This is a genomic window from Synechococcus sp. R6-5 (assembly GCF_047461775.1).
Classification (GTDB): Bacteria; Cyanobacteriota; Cyanobacteriia; order Thermostichales; family Thermostichaceae; genus Thermostichus.
This window is the reverse complement of sequence record NZ_JANSHV010000368.1, coordinates 1-2,171: the sequence shown is the minus strand read 5'-3', so window position 1 is coordinate 2,171 and position 2,171 is coordinate 1. Positions and strand designations below refer to the sequence as shown.

Genomic DNA, 2,171 nt, shown 5'->3' with positions numbered 1-2,171 from the left:
GGGGGGATCCCTAGAAATTGGAAACAATTCCGCCACCGATCCTGGCTATACTGAGGACACGCTCACCCAAAGTAGGGGTGAGCTTTCACTCGGCAGCGATTCACATGAGTTTTTGGAAGGGCCTGTTCGGGTCAGCAGGAGCTGCTACAACCAAAGAGCCGGCGCAAACAGCTAGGGCCGACCGTCGCCAGGAAACGGTGGTGGTACGAGGGGAGACAATCCTCTTCAGCTTGGATCCCAACTTGGATCTGTACGAGCTAGAGGAGCTCTGCGATGCGGTGGGGTGGTCGCGTCGCCCCATTCACAAGGTGAGAAAAGCCCTGCAGCACAGCTTTTTGGTGGTGTCGATGTGGCAGCAGCGGGGCAGCTACCGTCGCCTCATCGGCTTTGCCCGGGCAACGTCCGACCACGCTTTCAATGCCACCATTTGGGATGTGGTGGTTCATCCCGATTTCCAGGGTAGGGGTCTGGGCAAGCGGCTGATGGAAAAGGTGATCCACGAGCTGCGCGCCCGAGACATCAGCAACATCACCCTTTTTGCCGATCAGGGAGTGGTCAGCTTTTACGAACGGCTGGGCTTCACCGCCGACCCTGAGGGGATCAAAGGCATGTTCTGGTATCCCCGCTAGCGTATGGCCCCTGTGGTGATTTTGCCCGGTTATCTGGCGGGTGCGTCGGAGTATGAGCCCCTGCGCCAAGAGCTGGAAGCCCGCGGCTATGCGGCACGGGTGGTGCCGTTGCAGGTGCGCAGTTGGTTTCCCACGCTGGGGGGAAGGCCTGTCACTCCCATCCTGTGGGCCCTTCGAGAGACCATCCAAAAGACCTGCGCTGAGTTTGGGGTTGACCGAGTTAACCTGGTGGCCCACTCCGCCGGCGGCTGGATTGCCCGCATCTACCTGGGATCCGTGCCCTATGGGGGACAGGTGTGGCAGGGGCGGGAGCAGGTCGCTGCGCTGATTAGCTTGGGATCCCCCCACACCAGCCGGGAGCGCTGGACGAAGCGCAATTTGGACTTTGTCAACACCCACTATCCGGGGGCCTTTTGGCCCGAGGTCAAATATGTGTGCGTGGCGGGCAGGGTCATCCAGGGGCAGAGGTTGAGTCTGGGATCCCTGTGGCGACAGGAGCATTATCTGGCTTGGCTGGCCTACAACAGCTATTGGCTCACGGCTGGACAGGGGGAATTGTGGGGCGATGGCATTACCCCCATCGAGGCTGCCCACCTGCAGGGGGCTGTTAACCTCACTCTGCCCAACTGCTACCATTCCGGTCGGGGTGGACGGCGCTGGTATGGATCCCCCGAGGTGGTGGAAACTTGGGCTCAGTATCTGGCTTAGGGCCGGGGTTTAGCTGCCAGGCTTGCTTGGGTCGCCGAGGGAAGTCTCGGGCAAAGAGGCGGCCGATTGGCGGCGTTCCTGCTGACGCCGGGCGGCTTTTACCATCTCCTCGACCACAGCCCGCGCCTGCTTCATGCGATCCAAACTGCTGCGATAGAGCTCCAGATCTTTTCTCACCCGCTCTGTTGAAAAGGGCAGCTTGCTCACCACATTCTCCAAAAAGCGGCGGGTGCGTTCTTCTGGTTCTTCGTAAAGGGACTTGGCCACAACTTCATAGGCTGTGTAAAGGCCAACAGCTAAGACCCGGCTGTAGGCGTAGGGCGGCTGAGTCATGCGCTCCAAAATGGCTTTCAACCCACCCACATCTTCCGCCTCTGGCTTGAGACAGAGGAGATCAAGTCTTTGACGGGGATCCCCGCTTCCCATCAACTCCAGCAGATCGCGGGCATTCTTGCGCAACACCTCCGGCTTGAGGTGCAGAGCCTTACAGAGGGCGTTGAAAATGGCTTCTCGCTGCTCAGGGGGGTGATAGGCTTCCATCAACCCGTCGTAGAGGGTGACCAGCCCCAAGGCAAAAAACGGATCGTAGACGAAGGTGCTGTTGACGGTGGTCAGGTGCAGCTCCACCAACAACTCCTCCACCACCCGGCGATAGACGGCGTTGATCGGGCGAGGGTAGGCGCTGAAAAAGGCCGCTTTGGTGGCGGAGAGGGTGCGAACAGGATTCACAGGCAGACAAAAATGAGCTTGAGGATGGCTTCTCTGTTTTTTTATTCTCACCTGTGCTGACCCTGAGGGCAAGCTGTGTTGACATCCTCCCCGGCCTGAAGGCCG

Annotated in this window: 3 protein-coding genes; 2 read left to right on the top strand and 1 reads right to left on the bottom strand. The window is 59.6% G+C overall.

Features of this window, described 5'->3' with window-relative positions; translation table 11 throughout:
* The first annotated feature begins 104 nt into the window (after positions 1–104).
* A complete protein-coding gene (locus NW818_RS13795) occupies positions 105–629 on the top strand; it encodes a GNAT family N-acetyltransferase (RefSeq protein ID WP_414343795.1) in 525 nt (174 codons plus the stop codon).
* Positions 630–632: 3 nt separating this feature from the next.
* On the top strand, positions 633–1,337 hold the full coding sequence (locus NW818_RS13790; RefSeq protein ID WP_011432154.1) for an esterase/lipase family protein: 705 nt from the start codon (positions 633–635) through the stop codon (positions 1,335–1,337).
* Between the two features lie 9 nt (positions 1,338–1,346).
* Here NW818_RS13790 and psb29 read toward each other — a convergent pair whose 3' ends face one another.
* Positions 1,347–2,066, bottom strand: a complete 720-nt coding sequence (gene psb29 / locus NW818_RS13785) for a photosystem II biogenesis protein Psp29 (protein ID WP_041436186.1) — start codon at positions 2,064–2,066, stop codon at positions 1,347–1,349.
* Positions 2,067–2,171 lie beyond the last annotated feature (105 nt).